Below are 18,621 nucleotides of genomic sequence, written 5' to 3'. Positions count from 1 at the left end.
GCACCGAGGTCGTCACGGGCCGGGTGAAGTGGAACAGGTTCTACCCGGCGACCCATGTATAGCCAAGAGCGCATGGCTTGGGAAGGGCCGCGGCGGACCTTTCTGACGGCACGTCAGAAACCGTGCGTGTGACATTTGTACCGTCGAGGTGCGGACAACCGGATCTGCCGCCGGCCGGGCCCCGCTCCGTAGCGTCATGGCCATGAAGACGACGAAGGCAGCGGCCGTCTCCTTCACGGGGGCCGTCAGGACGTTCGGGGACGTACGGGCCGTCGACGGCCTCGATCTGGAGATCGCGGCGGGCGAGACGGTGGCGCTGCTCGGCCGCAACGGCGCGGGCAAGTCGACCGCCATCGCGCTCCTCCTCGGCCTCGACGAGCCGGAAGCGGGCGGCGTCGAGCTGTTCGGCGCCGCGCCGGAGACCGCCGTACGGGCGGGCCGGGTCGGCGCGATGCTCCAGGAGGGGCGGGCGGTGCCCCGGGTCACGGTCGCCGAACTGGTCTCGTTCGTGGCCGGGCGGTACCCGCGGCCCATGGCCGTGCCGGAGGCGCTGCGGCTCGCCGGGATCGAGGAGCTGGCCGGGCGCCGGGTCGACAAGCTGTCGGGCGGGCAGACGCAGCGGGTGCGGTTCGCCGTGGCGCTCGCCGGGAACCCGGCGCTGCTCGTGCTCGACGAGCCGACCGCCGCCCTCGACGTCGAGGCACGGCACGCGTTCTGGGCGTCGATGCGGGGCTACGCGCGGCGCGGCCACACCGTGCTGTTCTCCACGCACTACCTGGAGGAGGCCGACGCCAACGCCGACCGGATCGTGGTGATCGACCGCGGCCGGGTCGCCGCCGACGGCAGCGGCGACGAGCTGCGCAGGGCGGGCGGCGGCACCCTCGTCTCCTTCGATCTGGCGGGCCGGGGCACGGACGGGCTGGGGCTGCTGCCGGGAGTGACGGCGGTGGAGGTGCGCGGCGACCGGGCCCGGCTGCGCAGCACGGACTCCGACGGAACGGTCCTCGCGCTCGCCGCGCAGGGCCTCGTACGGAACCTGGAGGTCCAACCGGCCTCCCTGGACGACGCGTTCATGGCGCTGACGGCGGACGACAGCGCGCTCGACGACCACGTGGAGTGTGTGTGATGTGGGACTACCTGCGGCTCGAAGTACGGCGCACGCTGCGCGACGGACGGTTCGTGCTGGGGACGGTCGCGATGCCGGTCGTGATGTATCTGCTGTTCACCAACATCGGCTACGCGGAACAGAGTTGGCGGACGGCGTCGATGATCGGCATGGCCGCCTACGGGGCGCTCGGCGCGGCCCTGAACACGGCGGGCGGGGTCGCCGAGGACCGGGCGATCGGCTGGCTGCGGCAGCTGCGGATCACACCCATGACGCCACGTCAGGGCGTGATCGGGCGGGCGCTGACCGGAGCGGTGACGGTGCTGCCCGCCGTCCTGGCGGTGCTGCTGGCGGGCGCGCTGGTCAACGGCGTACGGATGGACGCCTGGAAGTGGCCCGCGCTCGCGGTGCTGCTGTGGCTGGGCTCGCTGCCGTTCACGATGCTGGGCCTCGGCAACGGCTACCGGCTGACCTCGCAGGCCCTGGGCGGCGTCAACATGCTCTGCTACCTGGGGCTCGCGGTGGTCGGCGGCCTCTGGTTCCCGGTCGAGCTGTTCCCGCGGTGGCTGCGGGACGTGTCGTCGTTCACGCCCACCAACCGGTTCGCCCAGCTCGGCAGGGCCGTCGCGGACGGCCACGCGCCGTCGGTGGCCGCTCTCGCCGTACTCACCGGCTGGCTGCTGGTGTTCGGTTCGTACGCTGTGGTCTCGTACCGCAGGTCCGCACGCACCATCTGAACGACGGGGGTTGGTCACGGTGTTGGGGAACAGGGTCGGTCACGGCATCCAGGCGTGGCGGGACGCGCGGGCCGAGTGGTCGGCCGACCGCGCCCGGATGAAGGAGTACCGCCGCGAACACGGGCGCCGGGTCGAGGAGATGGGCCCGCCGCCCACCGGATTCGCGCTGCTGCCCTGGCTGTTGATGGGCCTGGGCGCCGCGACCAACCTCGTGCAAGGGAAGACGCCGCACCCGTGGGTCGGTGGAGCGGGCCTGCTCGCCTTCAACACCCTGTACGTGTACGTGGTGTTCAGGGCGTTCCACAAGGAGGTGCGGGAGGCGGCGTCGACGCGGGGCGCGGTCGTCGTGATGGTCCTGCTCGCGTGCGGGCTCGCGGGCGGGTACGGCGGGGCGTGGCTGGCGCTGTTCCCGCTGCTCGGGCTCGCCGTCGGGGCGGTGGCGCGCGGACCGTACATCGGCAAGGTCGGGCTCGGCCTGACAGTGCTGGCGGGGGTCGTGGCCTGGCTGCGCGAGGGGTGGGACGCGGTGGGCGTCTCGTACGGCACGTTCCTGTCCACGATGGTGACGGCGGCGGTCCTGTCGCTGTCCGAGGCGGTACGTGAACTGCGCTCGGCGCGCGAGGAGTTGGCGCGGCGGGCCGTCGCCGAGGAGCGGTTGCGGTTCTCGCGCGACCTGCACGATCTGCTCGGGCACACGCTGTCGGTGATCGTGGTGAAGTCGGAGGCAGCGAGGCGGCTCGCGCCGCGCAGCCTGGACGCGGCGCTGGAGCAGGTCAGTGACATCGAGGCGGTGGGGCGGCAGGCGCTCACGGAGATCCGGGAGGCGGTGACCGGGTATCGCGAGGGCAGTCTCGCGCTGGAGCTGGACCGGGCGCGGTCGGCGCTCACCGCTGCCGTGATCGAGCCGGTCGTGACGCAGTCGGGGCCGCCGTTGTCGGCGCGGACGGAGGCGTTGCTGGGGTGGGTGGTGCGGGAGGCCGTGACGAACGCGGTGCGGCACAGTGCGGCGACGCGGTGCGCGATCTCCGTGGAGGGGACGGAGGAGTGGGTGCGGTTGCGGGTGGCGGACGACGGGGTGGGGGTCGTGGGTGAGGTGCGGGGTGGGACGGGGCTCAAGGGGTTGGCGGAGAGGTTGGCTGCGGCGGGTGGGTCGTTGCGGGTGGGCGCGGGGGCGCGGGGCGGGTTCGAGGTGTGCGCGGAACTCCCCGCGGTCGACCGCATCCCCACGTCGGCGTAACCCCGGGGCTCCGCCCCGGACCCCGCTCCTCAATCGCCGGAGGGGCTTGAATGGGCACGCCCGGTTCTCCATCGGCGGAGGGGCCGGAGTTGCTCGGTCGGGTGTGCGTCGCGCCGTAATCTCTGAGCGTGACGGAGATGCCGCAGGACCACCGACCCGCCAAGAGCATCCGCGTACTCCTCGCGGAGGACCAGGGCATGATGCGGGGCGCGCTCGCGCTGTTGCTCGGGCTGGAGCCCGACCTGGAGGTCGTCGCGCAGGTCGCCACGGGTGACGTCATCGTCGACACCGCCCTCACGTGCCGCCCCGACGTGGCCCTCCTCGACATCGAGCTGCCCGGCATCAGCGGGCTCGACGCCGCGGCCGAGCTGCGCGACCAGGTTCCGGACTGCCGGGTGCTGATCCTCACCACGTTCGGCCGGCCTGGGTACCTGCGGCGTGCCATGGAGGCGGGGGCCGCGGGGTTCCTCGTGAAGGACGGGCCCGTCGAGGAGCTCGCGGAGGCGATCCGCACGGTGCTGCGGGGCGAGACAGTGGTCGATCCGGCGCTCGCGGCGGTGGCGCTCGGGGCGGGGCCGAATCCGTTGACGTCGCGCGAGGCGGATGTGCTGCGGGCGGCGGTGGGCGGGACGACGGTCTCCGACATCGCGGGTGGGTTGCACTTGTCGGAGTCGACCGTGCGGAACTATCTGTCGGCGGCCATCGGGAAGACGGGGGCGCGGAATCGGGCGGAGGCGCTACGGGTGGCCGCCGACAACGGGTGGCTGTGACGGGGTCGCGGACGCGGGGCTCCGCCCCGGACCCCGCTCCTCAATCGCCGGAGGGGCTTGATTTGCGGCCGGCTGTCAGGAGGACCAGGGCGGCGACCAGGAGGATCCCGGAGCCCGTGAGGAACGCCGCCGCGTAGCCGCGGGTCAGGGCGGTCGGGGCCGGGGAGCCCGCGGAGCGGCTCGTGGCGACGGTGGAGAGGATCGCCAGGCCGAGGGAGCCGCCCAGGGTGCGGGAGGTGTTGACGAGGCCGGAGACGAGGCCCGCGTCGCCGGGCGCGGCGCCCGACGTGGCGAGCGACGCCAGCGGGGTCATCGCGCAGCCGGCGCCCGCCATCATCACAATGCCGGGGAGCATGATCGTGGTGACGTACGCCCCGTCCGCGGTCATGGTCGACTGCCACAGGAATCCGGCCGCCGTGACGAGCACACCCGCCGTCGCCACGTTCCGCGCACCGAAGCGGGGCATGAGGCGCGGGGCGAACTTCGAGCCGAACACCACGGCCAGCGAGCTGGGGACCAGGGCGAGGCCCGCCTCGATGGGCGTGTAGCCGAGCACGTTCTGCGCGTACAGGGTCATGAAGAACCACATGGCGAACGAGCCCATGCCGCACACGAACATCGCGGCGTTCGCCACCGCCACCGAACGCACCCGGAACAGGCCGAGCGGCATCAGCGGCTGCTTCGTACGGGCCTCCACCGCCAGGAAGGACAGCAGCAGGAGCAGTCCCACGCCCAGCGGCACCAGCGTCGCGACCTCGCCCCAGCCGCGCTCCTCCGTCTGCACGATGCCGTACGCGAGGACGGCCGTGCCCGCCGTCACCAGCACCGCGCCGGGCAGGTCGAGGCGGCGCGAACCACCGGCCCGCGACTCGCGGATCCAGCGCGCCGCCGCGGCGAGGACGACCGCGCCCAGCGGAACGTTGATGAGGAGCACCCAGCGCCAGTTCAGCCCCTCCGTGAGGACGCCGCCGACGAGTCCGCCCGCCGCGCCGCCGCCCGCGCCCACGGCGGTCCAGGTCGCGATGGCCCGCGCCCGCGCCGCGCCCTCGGGGACGGCGGAGGTGAGGATCGTCAGGGTGGAGGGGGCCAGCACCGCTGCGCCCAGCCCCTGCACCGCCCGCGCCGCGAGCAGCTGCCAGCCCTCCTGCGCGAGCCCGCCCACGAGCGACGCGAGCGTGAACAGGCCGAGCCCGACCAGGAACATCCGCTTGCGCCCGAAGAGGTCTCCGGCCCGGCCGCCGAGCAGCATGAAGCCGGCGAACGCGATCGAGTACGCGTTCACCACCCACTGGAGCCCGCTCGCGCTGAGCCCGAGGTCGGTGCGCATCGACGGCAGCGCCACGTTCACCACGGACACGTCGAGGACGACGAGGAACTGCCCGGCACAGGCCACCGCCACGACCAGCCAGGCGGGCGGGGCGGCGGGCGCCCGGCCCCGGGAACGTATGGCCTCGTCGGAGGCGGCCGGGGACTGGGGGCCGGGAGGAGTCTGGGACATGGGTGTCATGGTCTCAGCACCCCGCCACCCCGTACATCCGGATTTCGCCGCAGGCGGGGTGGGCCGACCGGCATAGGGCCACGGGCCTAGGACTCAGGTGCGTCGCAGCATCGTCACCACCGCCGCGCCGCCGAGTCCGATGTTGTGGGCGAGGCCGACGCGGGCGGCCGGGACCTGGCGTGGGCCCGCTTCGCCCCGCAGCTGCCAGGTGAGTTCGGCGGCTTGGGCGATGCCGGTGGCGCCGAGGGGGTGGCCCTTGGAGATGAGGCCGCCGGAGGGGTTCACGACCCAGGTGCCGCCGTACGTCGTCGCGCCGGACTCGACCAGCTTGCCGGACTCGCCCCGCGCGCACATGCCGAGCGCCTCGTAGGTGAGGAGTTCGTTGACGGAGAAGCAGTCGTGGAGTTCGACGACGTCGACGTCCTCGATGCCGAGCCCGGACGTCTCGTAGACCTGCCGGGCCGCCTCCCGCGACATCGGCTGTCCGACGACGTCGATGCACGAGCCGGACGCGAAGGACTCCTCGGTGTCCGTGGTCATCGACTGGGCGACGATCTCGACCGCCCTGTCGCCGAGGCCGCGTTCCTCGACGAAGCGTTCGGAGACGACGACCGCCGCCGCGGCGCCGTCCGAGGTCGGCGAGCACTGGAGCTTGGTGAGCGGCGCGTGGACGGTCTTGGCGGCGAGGATCTCGTCGACCGTGTACGGGTCCTGGAACTGGGCGTACGGGTTGTTCACGGAGTGCCGGTGGTTCTTGGCGCCGACCGCCGCGAGCTGCGCCTCGGTCGTGCCGTACTTCTCCATGTGCTCGCGGGCGGCGTCGCCGAATATCTGCGCGGTGGGCGGGCTCATCTCGAATCCGTGCCGGGCCGCCATGATGCCGTAGTGGCGGGCGACGGGGGATGTCTTGAAGTCGCCCCCGTCGGCCCCTCCCCCGAGCGCGCCGCGCCGCATCTTCTCGAAGCCGAGCGCGAGCACGCAGTCGCTCGCCCCGCCCTCGACGAACTGGCGGGCCATCATCAGCGCGGTCGAGCCCGTCGCGCAGTTGTTGTTGACGTTGTAGACGGGGATGCCGGTCAACCCCAGTTCGTACACGGCCCGTTGTCCGGCGGTGGAGGACTGGAAGCAGTAGCCGACGGGGGCCTGTTGTACGTCGGCGAAGCCGACCCCGGCGTCGGCGAGCGCCGCCTCCCCCGCCTCCTTCACCATGTCCCAGTACTGCCAGTCCCGCGTCTCGGGCTTCTCGAACCTGGTCATGCCGACGCCGACGATGTACGACTTCATGGCTGCGCGCCCTCCTGCCACTCCTACTGCCCGCATGAGCTGACGACCCGTCAGATACTGGCAGTGCGAGCCGCGCAACGGAAGGGCCATGGAAGGGCCATGGAAGGGCCGCGGAAGGGCTCAGGGGGCGAGCAGCCCCTCGATCTCGGCTTCTGCGTAACCGAGTTCGGCCAGCACCTCCCTGCTGTGCTGCCCCAGCGTCGGCGGCGCGGTGCGCACCGGTGGGCGGCTGCCGCGGAACGTGACGGGGAACGCCACCTGTTCCAGCGGCCCCACGTCCGGGTGGTCCACCTTCCGCACCATGCCGAGCGCGGCCGTCTGCGGGCAGTCGTAGACCTCGTCGAGGGTGCGGATGGGCGTGACGGGGACGCCGAGGGGCTTGAGCAGGGCCACCCAGTGGGCCACCGGCTCGTCGACGAGGACCGCCTCCAGCTTGGCGTTCAGGGCGGAGCGGTTCGTCACCCGGTCCCGGTTGGCCGCGAAGCGGGCGTCGTCCGCCCACTCCGGGTGGCCGAGCGCGCCGACCAGGCGGCGGAAGAGGCTGTCGTTGCCGACCGCGATCACGAAGTGGCCGTCCGCGGCCCGGTACGCCTGGTACGGGACGAGGCTGGGGTGGCCGGAGCCGAGGCGGCCGGGGCGCTCCCCCGTGGCGAAGTAGCCGGTCGCCCAGTTGATGTGCAGGGCGAGCTGGGACTCGTAGAGGGAGGTCGTGACGTACTGGCCGCGGCCCGTGCGCTCGCGTTCGACGAGGGCCGCGTTGACGCCGATGAGGCCGAAGAGGGCGGCGCCGAGGTCGCCCATCGCGTAACCGGCCTTCACCGGGGGCCCGTCGGGCTCGCCGGTCAGCGACATCAGGCCCGCGCTCGCCTGCGCCACCATGTCGTAGCCCGGTTCGTCGCGCAGTGGGCCCGTGTCGCCGAAGGCGGAGATGTGGAGGATGACGAGGCGCGGGTAGCGGGCGCTCAGCTCCTCGTAGTCGAAGAGGCGGGCGAGCGAGGAGCCGGGGCGGAAGTTCTCCACCATGACGTCCGCGTCGGCGAGCATCCGGTGCACGGCCTCCTGCCCGGCCCCCGACTTGAGGTCGAGGGTGACCGAGCGTTTGCCGCGGTTGGCGGCCAAGTAGTAGGTGGCGTCGGGGCCGTTGAAGGGCGGGCCCCAGGAGCGGGTGGGGTCTCCGCCGTCGGGGTGCTCGACCTTGATGACGTCGGCGCCGAGGTCGGCGAGGGACATGGTGACGTACGGACCCGCGAGGATCTTGGAGAGGTCGACGACCTTCATGCCCTTGAGGGGCGCCGGTGCCTGCTCAGGCATGTGCGGCCTCCTGCACGTCGGCGAGCGGGACCGGACCGCCGTCCGCCAGCGCGGCGAAGTGGTCCAGGGCGGGGCGGGGCAGGGCGCCCGGGTCGTCGGCGAGCGCCGTGTACGTACGGGCGACGAGCAGGGCGCGGCCGTCCCCGCGCGTACGGACCTCGTGGTCGGCCTGGTCGTACAGGAGGGTCTCCATGACGGCGCGGGTGAGTTCGTCGGCGTACCGGCCGACCCTCATTTGCTGCTCCTCGTCGGGGAGTTGGAGGAGTTCGTCGCCGGTCTTGCGCAGTCGCGCCCACCGGTCCGCGGTCCCCGGGCGGTCGCCGTAGGTGTCGGCGAGGGTGGCGTGGGCGTTCTGGCGGCGCATGCAGCGCAGGACGTCGAGGGCGATGACGTTGGAGGAGCCCTCCCAGATGGAGCCGAGGTGGGCGTCGCGGACGAGGCGCGGGTTGACCCAGTCCTCGATGTAGCCGTTGCCGCCGCGGATCTCCATGGCCTCACCGGTGACGGTACGGGCACGCTTGCACAGGGTGTGCTTGGCCAGCGGGGTGAGGACGCGGACGAGCGCGCGGGCGCCGGCGTCCCCGTCGTCGGCGGCGGAGAGCCGGGCCGCCGCCTCGATCACCAGGTGCAGGGCGGCCTCCGTGTCGAGGATCATCGGCAGCAGGGTGGCCCGCATCAGCGGCTGGTCGAAGAGGGGCTTGCCGAAGACGTGGCGCCCGCGGGTGTGGTCGACGGACTCGCGTACGGCGCGGCGCATCAGGGCGGTGGCGCGCATGGCGTTGGAGAGGCGGGAGACGTTGAGCATCTCGGCCATCTGCCGGAATCCGTTGGCGAGTTGGCCGACGGGGGTCGCGTACGCCTCGTCGAGGGTGACCTCGCCGCTGGCGATGGAGCGGGAGCCGAGCTTGTCCTTGAGGCGGTCGATGCGGATCGCGTTGCGGGTGCCGTCGGGGCGCAGGCGCGGGACGAGGAACATGCCGAGGCCGCGGGTGCCTTCACCCTGGCCGGGGACGCGGGCGAGGGTGAGGACGACGTCGGCGCTCGGGTTCGACGCGAACCACTTACTTCCGGTGAGCGTCCAGTGGGTGCCCTGGTCGACGGCGACGGTTTCCGTCAGCCCTACGTCCGTTCCGCCCTGCTTCTCGGTCATGAACATCGCGCCGGTGGAACGGAGTTCGGGGTCGGTGGAGGACAGCGCGGCGATCTCGGCGGCGTACCGCTCGGGGTCGAACAGGCGCAGGATGCGGGCGGCGGAGTCCGTCATGGACAGCGGGCAGGCCATGCCGAACTCGGACTGTACGTAGAGGTAGGACAGGGCGTACTTGACGGTGTGCGGCACCTTCGTCGGCCAGCCGAGGACGCCGGGCTGGTGCGACATGGCGGCGAGACCGAAGCGTTCGTAGGCGATGGCGGCGGCGCGGTCGTGGGCGGGGTGGAAGGCGACCTCGTCGACGCGTTCGCCGTCCGGCGTGTACGGGACGAGGCGGGGCGGGTTGGCGTCGGCGAGCGCGGCGTACCGGTCGAGCTCCCCGGCGGCGAGCTCTCCGAGTTCGGCGAGCTGGGGTTCGATCCGGGCGCGGTCGTCCGGGGCCAGTACGCGGTCGAGGAGGGGGCGCAGGGCGGGATCGCGGTCGGCGTAGTTCATGGGTCGGCTCCAAGCGTCAGGTGAAAGCGGTCACGGCCACGGGATACGCGGATCAAGCCCCTCCGGCGTTTGAGGAGCGGGGTCCGGGGCGGGCCCCCGAATCAAGCCCCTCCGGCGTTTGAGGAACGAGGTCCGGGGCGGGCCCCCGGATCAAGCCCCTCCGGCGTTTGAGGAACGAGGTCCGGGGCGGGCCCCCGGATCAAGCCCCTCCGGCGTTTGAGGAGCGGGGTCCGGGGCGGAGCCCCGTGTCGTGGGAGCGGCGCGGCGCACCCTCACCGGTCCGCCCACCGGTCCGCGCCAGCAACGGCAGCACCCCCGCCAACGTGATCGCCGTATACGCGAGCCCGAGCGCCACGACCGGCCAGATCGAGCCGAAGGACGTCAACAGGTACTGCGAGACGATCGGCGCCGTCCCCGCGAACACCGTCGTGCACAACTGGTACGCCAACGACATCCCGGTGTACCGCACCTCCACCGGAAACACCCTCGCGAGGATCCCCGCGAGCGCCGCGTAGTACATCGCATGCGGAAACGTGGCGAGCCCCATCCCCAGCACGGCCAGCCAGAAGTTCCCGGTGCCCACCAGCACGAACATCACGGGCAGCACCACGAACTCCGGAATCAGCATCCACAGCACGGCCTTGCGCACATCCCACCGGCTCGCCAGCACCGCCCCGAACGGCTGCACGATCACCTGAACCACGAGCGCCAGCGCGATGACCGTGAGGAACGTCGACCGGTCGAAGTCCAGGTCGGACGTGGCCCACGACAGCGCGAACGTCGTCTTGACGTACGTGATGGCCACGCCGGCGGTCCCCGCGAGCACCCCCAGGAACACCAGCAGCGGATAGCGGCTCAGCACGGTCTTCACCGGCAGCTTGACCGGCTCCCTGCTGGCGAGCATGTCCCGCATCTCGGGCGTCTCGGCGAGCCTGAGCCGGATGAACAGCCCGACCGCCACCAGCACCGCCGAGAACAGGAACGGCACCCGCCACCCCCACGACTCGAAGTCGGAGTCCGGCAGTTGGGCGATCCCGAGGAACGCGAGCGTGGCGAGCAGATTGCCGACCGGCGACCCCTGCTGGGCGAACGCCCCGTACAGCAACTTCCTTTTGGGCGGCGCGTATTCGGTGGCGATGAGGACGGCGCCGCCCCACTCGCCGCCCATGGCGACGCCCTGGATCATGCGCAGGAGCACGAGCAGGATCGGGGCTGCCGCTCCGATCCGGTCGTAACCGGGCAGCAGCCCGACGCAGAACGTGGCGGCGCCCATCATCGTGAGCGTGGTGATCAGCGCCTTCTTGCGGCCGTACTTGTCGCCGAAGTGCCCGAAGATCAGGCCTCCGAGGGGGCGGGCGAGGAAGCCGACCCAGAACGTGGCGAACGCGGCGAGCGTGCCGACGGCGGGCGAGGCGTCGGCGAAGAAGATCTTGCCGAGGACCAGCGCGGAGGCCGACCCGTAGATGTAGAAGTCGAACCACTCGATGGTGGTGCCGACGAACGCGGTCACGCCTGCGCGGCGGGCGTCCTTGGCGAGGGCGGGGTCCGGAGCGGGATCGGTGGCGGGCTGCGCGGGGGCGTCTTGCTGCATGCGAGCGTCCTCTCGGTGCGGCGGGTCCCGCCCGTACGGCGCGGACACCGCGGCCCGTGCACGCTCCTTCGCGAGACGCGGATCACTCTGCCTCCCGCCATTAGGCGGTGTCCAAGACCAATTCCGGGCCCGATTGAGACACGATCACGCGCAATCCTGAGGGGGTCGATCAGCCCCCGCGCCCCGACGGCACCGCCGACACCGGCGCGTCCGACGGCGTCGGCAGCACCTCCTCCGCCACCCGCAGCACCGCCCGCAACGCCGCCGACGCATTGCCGGTACGCCAGCCGAGCGCGATCGGCAGCACCGGCACCCCGTCCCCCGCCAGCGGCCGGAACACCACGTGTTCGAGGCTGATGTTGCGCGCCGACTCGACGACGACCGCGACCCCGACCCCCGCCCCGACGAGCGCCAGCATGTTGTACGAGTCCGGGGCCTCCTGCGCGATCCGGGGCGCGAACCCGGCGTCGTGGCAGGCCTGCACGATGGCGTCGCGCACCGCCGATTCACGGGAGAGCGGGAAGGTGACGATGGGCTCGTCCGCGAGCGCGCGCACGGGGACCTCGGCGCGGTCGGCGAGCGGGTGGCTGTCGGGAACGGCGAGCACGAGGCGTTCCATGCGGACGACGCGGGCGGTGATACCGCGCCGCACGGGAAGCGCCACGAAGCCGATGTCGAGGGTGCCGTCGGTGATCCGGCGCAGCGCCTCACCGCTGTAGGTCTGCCCCTCCAACACGAGCTCGATCCCCGGCAGTTGCGAGGTGACGGCCCGCGTCAGCAACGGCAACGCCGCATAACTGCTGGCCCCCGCGAACCCCACGGACACCCGCCCCACCTCCCCCAGATGCGCGGCCCGCACGGTCCTGCGCACGACGGAGGCGTCCGCGAGCAGCTTCCGCGCCGGCTCCACGAGCGCCTGGCCGGCGGGGGTGAGCCGGACGGAACGGGTCGTGCGCTCGAACAGCTTCACCCCGAGGTCGCGCTCCAGCAGCTTGATCTGCTGACTGAGCGGCGACTGCGCCACGTGCAACCGCTCCGCCGCCCTCCCGAAATGCAACTCTTCCGCGACCGCCACAAACCCGGTGAGGTGTTTCAGCTCCACCCCCCGACCCTACGACCGCCCCCACCCTTCAAGCCCCTGCGCCGATCGAGCAGCGGGGAGCTTTCAAGCCTCTGCGGCGATTGAGCAGCAGGGTGCAGGGGCGGAGCCCCGCCGGGTGGGCTAGTCGCGCGGCAGCCCCAGAATCCGCTCCGCCACCACGTTCAGCTGCACCTGCGTCGTCCCGCCCGCGATGGTCAGGCACCGGGACAGCAGGAATCCGTGGAGGGCCCGCTCCCCCGGGCCCTCGCGGAGCGCGCCCGCCGGGCCGAGGAGTTCGAGGGCCAGTTCCGCCACCTTCTGCTGGTGCGGCGTCTGCACCAGCTTCCGCACCGACGCCCCGGCCCCCGCGTCCTCCCCGGCGACCTGCCGCATCGTCGTCCGCAACCCGATGCACCCGAGCGCGTGCGCCTCCGCCGCCAACGCCCCGATCCGCGCCCGGTACGCCCCGTCCAACTCGCCCGCCCGCGCGAGCAACGCCTCCAGACCCGTGTCGAACGTCAACTGGTCGGCCATGTGCACACGTTCGTTGCCGAGCGTGTGCCGGGCCACCCGCCACCCGTCGTCGACCTCGCCGACCACGGCGTCGGCCGGCAGTACGACGTCGTCGAAGTACACCTCGTTGAAGAGGGAGTCGCCGGTGATCTCGCGCAGGGGGCGGATGTCGATGCCGTCCGTGTGCTTCATGTCGATGAGGAAGTACGTCAGGCCCTTGTGCTTGGGCGCGTCCGGGTTCGTCCGGGCGAGCAGGATGCCGTGGTCGGCCCACTGCGCGGCGCTCGTCCACACCTTCTGCCCGTTGATCCGCCACCGCCCGTCGGGCATCCGCTCCGCCCTCGTGCGCAGCGACGCGAGGTCGGATCCGGCACCCGGTTCGGAGAACAGCTGGCACCACATCGTGTCGCCGCGCAGGGTCGCCGGAAGGTGGCGGTCGCGCTGTTCCTGGGTGCCGTACGCGATGAGGGAGGGCACGACCCACGTGGCGATGCCGAGGTCGCTGACCTTCACCCCGGCCGCCCTCAACTCCTCCTGCACCGCAAGCTGTTGGACAGGCCCCGCGCCGAGCCCGTACGGCACCGGCAGATGCGGCGCCGCGTACCCGGTCGGCGCGAGGACCCGGCGCGCGGCCTTCGGGTCGAGGCCCCGGGCCCCGTCGACGGCCTTCCGCGCCGCCTCCCGGTACCCGTCCGCCTCGGCGGGCAGCGCGAACCGCAGTTCGCGCCGCACCCCGCGCTCCGCGAGCCGCACGGCACGCAACCGGTGGGCGTCACCGGCGCCGAAAAGCTGCCGGGCGACGACGGCGCGGCGCAGGTACAGGTGGGCGTCGTGCTCCCAGGTGAAGCCGATGCCGCCGAGGATCTGGATGCAGTCCTTGGCACAGGAGTACGCGGCATCGAGCGCGCCACCGGCGGCGAGCGCGGCGACGAGCCCCCGCACGTCCTCACCCGCGCCCTCCCCCTCGGCCGCGTCCTCCTCCATCGCCCGCGCCGCGTCCCAGGCCAGCGCCGCCGCCTGCTCGACCCGCACCAGCATGTCGGCGCACAGGTGCTTGACGCCCTGGAACTGTCCGATGGGCCGCCCGAACTGCTCGCGCACCTTGGCGTGTTCGGCCGCCGTGCGCAGCGCCCAGGCGGCGGTGCCGCAGGCGTCGGCGGCGAGCAGCACGGCCGCGAGGTCGCGTACGAGGGTGCCGTCCAGGGTCAGTACGCGCTCGGTGGGCACCACCGCGCCGGACGCCGTGACCTCGGCGGTGGGCCGGGTCGGGTCGGCGCTCTCGTGCGCGCGCACGGCGAACCCGGGGCTGCCGACGTCGACCGCGCACCACACCACCCCGTCGGCGCTCTGTGCCGCGAGGACGAGCAGGTCGGCCTCGGCGCCGGTGAGGACGGGTGGCGCGACGCCGTCGAGCACGAGCCCTTCGGGGCCCGCGACGGCGCTGAGCCCGCCGGGCCCGAAGGCGACCGCACCGATCCGCTCCCCTTCGGCGAGGGAACGGGCCAGGTCCCGCTGCCCGGCACGGCGCAACACCTCGGCCGCGAGCACGCCGCCGAGGAACGGTCCGGGCAGCGCGGCCCGCCCGGCCTCCTCCACGACGACCGCGAGATCGAGAAGGGTGCCGCCCCCGCCGCCGTACGACTCGGGCAGCTGCACCCCGAGGAGCCCCTGCGCGGCGAGGCCGTCCCAGTAGGCGGGACGGCGGTCGGGGGGAGCCGGGGCGTCGAGCAGTTTGCGCACCTCGTCGGGCGGTACGGCGCGCGCGATCCAGCCGCGCACGGAGTCCGCGAGTTCCCGCTGTTCCTGCGTGATGGCGATGCCCATGCGGCGCACGGTAGAACACGTTCCAGTAGACCGGAAGACCGGAGCTGACACTGAGTCAGAAACAGCCGGTCGGCACGGCCGCCCCCGACCAGGGACAACCGTTCATCCACCGGTGACGTAATGAAGAAGTAAAGGATCCCGCTCGTACGACGACCGTCGGAATAGTCGCCCCGGCAAACCGGTTCGACATACACACAACCAGCCCGCACACGGCACCTGCCCGCACCAGCCCGCACGCCGACGACCGTTCAACGCGCGCCCCGACCCCGGCGGCGCGCGTTCGCCGTCCCCGGCGTCACGTCTCAGTACGTGGACCGAGACCGCCTTCCGGAGGCCTTTCTTCATGTCCCAGCCGACGACTCAAGCCCGCCCGTCAGGCGGCGTCGTCCCCGTCCTCGCCTTCGCCGGCATCACCGTGGCCGTGATGCAGACGCTGCTCGTACCGGTGATCAAGGACCTGCCCGAGCTGCTGAACACCGCCCCCTCCAACGCCACCTGGGTCATGACCTCGACCCTCCTCGCGGGCGCCGTCGCGACCCCGATCATGGGCCGCCTCGGCGACCTCGCGGGCAAGCGCAGGATGCTGCTCACCAGCCTCGCGATCATGGTCTTCGGCTCCCTGGTCTGCGGCTTCACCGACAACCTCCTCGTGATGATCGTCGGCCGCGCGCTCCAGGGCTTCGCCATGGGTGCCATCCCGCTCGGCATCGGTCTGATGCGCGACATGCTGCCGCGCGAGAAGCTCGGCTCGGCGATGGCCCTGATGTCCTCCTCCATCGGCGTCGGCGGCGGACTCGCGCTGCCGGCGGCCGCGCTGGTCGCCCAGCACGCCGACTGGCACGCGCTGTTCTTCGGCGCGGCGGGTCTGGGCGTCGTCGCGATCGCCCTCACGCTCGTCTTCGTGCCGGAGAGCCCGCTGCGCGCGCAGGGGACGTTCGACGTCGCGGGCGCCCTCGGCCTCACGCTCGGCCTGATCCTGTTCCTCCTGCCCATCACCAAGGGCAGTGACTGGGGCTGGAGTTCGGGTACCACGCTCGGCCTGTTCGGCGCCGCGCTCGTCGTCCTCCTCGCCTGGGGCGCGATGGAACTGCGCCTGAAGGCCCCGCTGGTCGACCTGCGCACCACGGCCCGCCGCGAGGTCCTGCTCACCAACCTCGCCTCGATCATGGTCGGCGTCGCCTTCTACGCGATCTCGCTCGTCCTGCCCCAGCTGCTCCAGCTCCCCAAGGAGACGGGGTACGGCCTCGGCCAGTCGATGGTCGTCGCGGGCCTGTGCGTGGCCCCCCTCGGCCTGACCATGATGCTGACGGCGCCCGTCTACGCCCGCCTGTCGGCCCGGTTCGGCCCGAAGATCACCCTGCTCCTCGGCATGCTGATCATCGCGATCGGCTACGGAGCCGGCCTCGGCCTGATGAGCGCGGCGTGGCAGACCATCGTCATCTCGGTCCTGATCGGCGCGGGCATCGGCCTCGCCTACTCCTCGCTGCCCGCGCTCATCATCGGCGCGGTGGACCCCTCCGAGACGGGCGCGGCCAACGGCCTCAACACCCTGATGCGCTCCATCGGTACGTCGGTGTCCTCGGCCGTCATCGGCATGGTGCTGGCCAACACGGCGAACAACGTGGGCGGCGTCGCCGTCCCCACGATGCACGGCTTCCGCGTCTCCTTCCTCATCGCCACGGCCGCCGTCGCGGTCGGCGTCCTGCTCGCGATCGGCCTGCCGGGCCGCCGCAAGCCCGTCGTCCAGCTGCGCGCGAGCAGCGAGGAGGACGCGGCCCTGGAACGCGCCGAGGAGGCCCTCGCCGCCCACTTCCACGGCCAGGTCCTCGACCCGGCGGGCCTGCCCGTCCCCCGCGCGAAGGTCACCCTGATCGACCGCCGAGGCCGCCAGGCGGGCGCGGCCCTCACCGACACGGAGGGCACCTACGCCCTGACCGTCCCGCTGGGCGGCTCCTACGTCCTGGCCGCAACGGCCACCGGCCACGCCCCCCGCGCCTCCTCCGCCACCCACCACGGCGAAAACCGCCCGGTACGGGTGGACCTGGCACTGGAGTCACTGGCGGAGTCGGTCCGCTAACCGGTCGTAGGGCCGGGGGACTGTGACCCGTTACGCCAGCGGGACCGGCGTCACACGTCACAGTCCCCCACCCACCCCCGAACCCACCCCCGGCTCCGGCCCGCGCCCCCGTAGGGCAGAGTGGGCGGCATGAGCATCACAAGGCGCAGCCAGAACCCCGCCCCGGACGTACTCGCCGCCTTCGAGGGGGCCAAGGGGTTCATGCCGCTCGGTGAGGGGCTCGCGCTGTACGGCGCCGCCGTCGAGGCCGCGGCGCTCGGGCTGCCGCTGTTGGAGGTCGGGACGTACTGCGGGCGCTCCACCATCCTGCTCGCCGACGCCGCGCGCGCCGCCGGGGTCACGGCGCTCACCGTCGACCACCACCGCGGCAGCGAGGAGCAGCAGCCGGGCTGGGACTTCCACGATCCGGAGACCGTGGACCCCGAGGTGGGGCTCATGGACACGCTCCCCACCTTCCGGCGCACGCTGTACGCGGCGGGCCTGGAGGAGCACGTGGTCGCGCTCGTCGGGAAGTCGCCGAAGGTGGCGAAGGCGTGGGGCGGGCCGCTCGGGCTCGTCTTCATCGACGGCGGGCACACCGACGAGCACGCGAACGCCGATTACGAGGGCTGGGCGCCGCACGTCGCGGACGGCGGCTACCTCGTCATCCACGACGTGTTCCCCGTCAAGCACGACGAGTGGACGGGGCAGGCGCCGTACCGCGTGTACCAGCGGGCCCTCGCGTCCGGGGCGTTCACCGAGGTCTCGGAGTGCGACTCGCTGCGCGTCCTGCGCCGAAGCGGCGCGGGGATCTGAGCGCGCGGTTAGGGTCGGAACGTGTCGTACGTAGGTCCTGAACCCGATGGCTTCGATCCCGACGGCTGGGACGGCCGGGGCGAGGCTCCGCGCCGCCGCCGCGGCGGCCGTCCCGCGCTGGTCACCTTCGCCGCGCTGGTGCCGACGGCGCTCGCGGCGTGGGTGGTGTGGCAGGTCGTGAGCGGGCCGGGGGACGGCCAGCCGCCGCGGGTGCTGCCCGCTCACGGCCCGTCGTCGACGGCCGAGTCCTCGAGGGACGCGGAGGGCTCGAAGGAGCCGGAGGCTTCGAGCCCGGCCCCGTCGACGTCCTCGGCGACGTCCGCCTCCCCGTCGGCGTCGAAGTCGAAGTCGGAGTCGGAGTCGGGCAGGGCGTCCGCGAAGCCGCTCACCGGTCCCCTCAAGGGCAAGGTCGTCGTCATCGACCCCGGCCACAACCCCGGCAACTTCCGGCACGCCACCGAGATCAACCGCACCGTGAACGTCGGCAACGGCTCGAAGGAGTGCGACACCACGGGTACGTCGACGAACGCCGGCTACACCGAGGCCCGGTTCACGCTGGACGTGGCCCGGCGGATGCGGACGATCCTGGAGGAGCAGGGCGCGACGGTGCGGCTGACGCAGAACGGCGACCGCGCGTGGGGGCCGTGCGTCGACGAGCGCGCCGAGATCGGCAACGAGGCGAAGGCCGACGCCGTCGTCTCCGTCCACGCGGACGGTTCGGGCCAGGGCAACCGCGGCTTCCATGTGATCCTTCCCGCATCCGTGCGCGCGGGCGCCGCCGACACCACGTCGATCGTGAAGCCCTCGCGGGACCTCGGCGAGCGCGTCGCGGGCCTGTACCTCAAGGCCACGGGCCAGCCGCCGTCGAACTACATCGGGGGCGGCACGGGCCTCGACACCCGCAGTGACCTGGGAGGACTCAACCTCTCGAAGGTTCCGAAGGTCTTCATCGAGTGTGGCAACATGCGGGATTCGCAGGACGTGGCGCGGCTGACGTCCGACGCGTGGCGCCAGAAGGCGGCGCAGGGCATCTCTGAGGGAATCGTGAGTTTCCTGCGCGGGTAACTGTCACCCTGTGGATCTCGGCAGACACTCACAGGACACGGGCGATAGTGTCGTCCGTACGATGCGGGGTCACCCCTGCGCTGTGCGT

General features: G+C 72.5%; 14 protein-coding genes. 7 read left to right on the top strand and 7 right to left on the bottom strand.

All coding sequences use genetic code 11. The annotated features are described in order from the left end of the window. The first annotated feature begins 202 nt into the window (after positions 1 to 202). The 4 genes from ACYBSK_RS06735 to ACYBSK_RS06720 all read left to right on the top strand — a co-directional run bounded on the left by ACYBSK_RS06735 (position 203) and on the right by ACYBSK_RS06720 (position 3,849). Complete coding sequence (locus tag ACYBSK_RS06735; RefSeq protein ID WP_460245480.1) at positions 203 to 1,126, top strand: ABC transporter ATP-binding protein; 924 nt, start codon at positions 203 to 205, stop codon at positions 1,124 to 1,126. Continuing rightward, positions 1,126 to 1,842, top strand: a complete 717-nt coding sequence (locus tag ACYBSK_RS06730; RefSeq protein ID WP_460245479.1) for an ABC transporter permease — start codon at positions 1,126 to 1,128, stop codon at positions 1,840 to 1,842. Before ACYBSK_RS06735 ends, ACYBSK_RS06730 begins: the two co-directional genes overlap by 1 nt. A 97-nt stretch (positions 1,843 to 1,939) precedes the next feature. Continuing rightward, positions 1,940 to 3,079 carry a sensor histidine kinase gene (locus ACYBSK_RS06725; RefSeq protein ID WP_460246970.1) on the top strand — a complete coding sequence of 380 codons (1,140 nt, stop codon included), beginning with the start codon at positions 1,940 to 1,942 and terminating at the stop codon, positions 3,077 to 3,079. A gap of 137 nt (positions 3,080 to 3,216) precedes the next feature. After that, entirely contained in the window at positions 3,217 to 3,849 is a 633-nt protein-coding gene (locus ACYBSK_RS06720; protein ID WP_457481671.1) for a response regulator, read from the top strand. Positions 3,850 to 3,889: 40 nt separating this feature from the next. Here ACYBSK_RS06720 and ACYBSK_RS06715 read toward each other — a convergent pair whose 3' ends face one another. From ACYBSK_RS06715 to ACYBSK_RS06685, 7 genes are all read right to left on the bottom strand, one after another. Next, entirely contained in the window at positions 3,890 to 5,356 is a 1,467-nt protein-coding gene (locus tag ACYBSK_RS06715; RefSeq protein ID WP_460245478.1) for an MFS transporter, read from the bottom strand. A gap of 84 nt (positions 5,357 to 5,440) precedes the next feature. Further along, positions 5,441 to 6,631, bottom strand: coding sequence for a lipid-transfer protein (locus tag ACYBSK_RS06710; RefSeq protein WP_460245477.1), 1,191 nt, complete (start codon positions 6,629 to 6,631; stop codon positions 5,441 to 5,443). A gap of 120 nt (positions 6,632 to 6,751) precedes the next feature. Next, positions 6,752 to 7,942, bottom strand: coding sequence for a CaiB/BaiF CoA transferase family protein (locus tag ACYBSK_RS06705; RefSeq protein WP_460245476.1), 1,191 nt, complete (start codon positions 7,940 to 7,942; stop codon positions 6,752 to 6,754). Next, on the bottom strand, positions 7,935 to 9,587 hold the full coding sequence (locus ACYBSK_RS06700; RefSeq protein WP_460245475.1) for an acyl-CoA dehydrogenase family protein: 1,653 nt from the start codon (positions 9,585 to 9,587) through the stop codon (positions 7,935 to 7,937). The genes ACYBSK_RS06705 and ACYBSK_RS06700 overlap by 8 nt, the downstream gene beginning before the upstream one ends. A 199-nt stretch (positions 9,588 to 9,786) precedes the next feature. Next, positions 9,787 to 11,178: an MFS transporter gene (locus tag ACYBSK_RS06695; RefSeq protein ID WP_460245474.1), complete on the bottom strand. Its 1,392-nt coding sequence runs from the start codon at positions 11,176 to 11,178 to the stop codon at positions 9,787 to 9,789. A gap of 169 nt (positions 11,179 to 11,347) precedes the next feature. After that, complete coding sequence (locus ACYBSK_RS06690; RefSeq protein WP_460245473.1) at positions 11,348 to 12,280, bottom strand: LysR substrate-binding domain-containing protein; 933 nt, start codon at positions 12,278 to 12,280, stop codon at positions 11,348 to 11,350. 120 nt (positions 12,281 to 12,400) lie between these two features. After that, complete coding sequence (locus ACYBSK_RS06685) at positions 12,401 to 14,596, bottom strand: acyl-CoA dehydrogenase (RefSeq protein ID WP_460245472.1); 2,196 nt, start codon at positions 14,594 to 14,596, stop codon at positions 12,401 to 12,403. Between the two features lie 343 nt (positions 14,597 to 14,939). Here ACYBSK_RS06685 and ACYBSK_RS06680 point away from each other — a divergent pair, with 343 nt between their 5' ends. The 3 genes from ACYBSK_RS06680 to ACYBSK_RS06670 all read left to right on the top strand — a co-directional run bounded on the left by ACYBSK_RS06680 (position 14,940) and on the right by ACYBSK_RS06670 (position 18,533). Beyond that, positions 14,940 to 16,673 (top strand): MFS transporter, encoded by a 1,734-nt coding sequence (locus ACYBSK_RS06680; protein WP_457475933.1) that lies wholly within the window; start codon positions 14,940 to 14,942, stop codon positions 16,671 to 16,673. Between the two features lie 129 nt (positions 16,674 to 16,802). Continuing rightward, positions 16,803 to 17,468 (top strand): class I SAM-dependent methyltransferase, encoded by a 666-nt coding sequence (locus tag ACYBSK_RS06675; protein ID WP_460245471.1) that lies wholly within the window; start codon positions 16,803 to 16,805, stop codon positions 17,466 to 17,468. A gap of 21 nt (positions 17,469 to 17,489) precedes the next feature. Further along, a complete protein-coding gene (locus ACYBSK_RS06670; RefSeq protein ID WP_460245470.1) occupies positions 17,490 to 18,533 on the top strand; it encodes an N-acetylmuramoyl-L-alanine amidase in 1,044 nt (347 codons plus the stop codon). Positions 18,534 to 18,621 lie beyond the last annotated feature (88 nt).

The sequence above is a fragment of the Streptomyces sp. BYX5S genome (assembly GCF_054724165.1).
The sequence above is the reverse complement of the archived record's forward strand: the minus strand, read 5'-3'. Positions and strand labels throughout refer to the sequence as shown.